Source organism: Streptomyces phytophilus (assembly GCF_013870535.1).
GTDB lineage: Bacteria > Actinomycetota > Actinomycetes > Streptomycetales > Streptomycetaceae > Streptomyces > Streptomyces phytophilus.
The window spans coordinates 1-1,156 of sequence record NZ_JACBXC010001622.1 but is presented as its reverse complement, the minus strand read 5'-3'; the positions used below and the strand labels follow the sequence as shown (position 1 = coordinate 1,156).

The window sequence follows — 1,156 nt, the reverse complement described above, 5'->3', positions numbered from 1 at the left end:
TCGCCGCCGGGCACGCCCGCGACGTACCCGCGCGCCCCGCTATATCCGGTCCGCCGCACCCAGATACAGCCCCGCCAGCCGCGGCAGGCGCCTGTGCATCTCCCCGTCGTCGTCGAAGTCGAACGGCTCCCCCATGTCATGCGCCCCCATGTCGTGCGCCGCGCCGCGCCGGCCGTCCGCCGGCCGGTACGCCGACCACGCCTCGTGGAAGGCGTCCTTGCTGCCCGTCAGGCGCTCGAAGGCCGCGCCCGCCGCGTAGTTCACCTCTTCGAGGAACAGGACCTCGTCGCGGCCCTCGCGCGCGGCCTCGGCGACGGCCGGATGCCCGGCAAGGCTGTCCGGCACGGCCGCCGCGCGCTCGTACCACTCGCGGCCGAGGGCGATCACCCCCGCGCGGAAGTCCATGAAGCTGTCGTCCGAGCAGCCCCCGCCGATCAGATACGCGGCAGCCCACACATCCCACCGGTACAGCGCACCGTGCACCTCGCCGAACCGCTCCGCGTACGTGAGGATCTCCTGCGGGGGCAGACCCGCGAGGAGCCGCACGAGCGCCTCGTCGAACGGCACACCGCCCGCAGCCGCGGAGGAGCGCGCCGATTCGACGAGGTGCCAGAACCGATCGATGTCCATGGCCCGTACTGTGGCACCGGCCACTGACATTCCGGTCTCATCCAGCAAACGCGTTGCACGGGCGCGGCGGGCATGGCACATTGGCGCGCGTCCGTGCTCGCACGGACGAATCCGCCGGCCGTCCGGTCGGCGCACTCACGGTGAGGAACGAAGCCTTTGATCCCGGCGCCCGTCAGCGGCCGCCGTCGGCGCCGAGCAGCCCGCCCGCTTCCGTAGCGGACCCGCACGCTCGAACCGCCGGACACGAACCGTCCCGTACGGCGGCCCCACGATGCCCACGCCCCAGGCCGTGGGCGCTCTGTCCTGCGTTCACACACCAGAGACTTTCGTGAGGTCGACACCACCGTGGCTACTCCCATGGACGAACAGGTCCAGAACTTCGCCGTCGCCAACCTCCGGCGCCGCCCCGACGCCGTCATGACCGGCGGCTTCGTCGCCGGCTTCTCCCCCGGCACCGACAGCCCGTACCTCAACTACGCGACCCCGCTGCCCGGCACCGCCCCGACCCCCGCCGACGTCGCCGGAC

The 1,156-nt window shown here is 72.8% G+C and carries 1 protein-coding gene; it reads right to left on the bottom strand.

Features of this window, described 5'->3' with window-relative positions:
• Positions 1 to 39: 39 nt before the first annotated feature.
• Positions 40 to 630: a DUF4240 domain-containing protein gene (locus tag H5J30_RS34700; protein WP_181791780.1), complete on the bottom strand. Its 591-nt coding sequence runs from the start codon at positions 628 to 630 to the stop codon at positions 40 to 42.
• Positions 631 to 1,156: the final 526 nt, after the last annotated feature.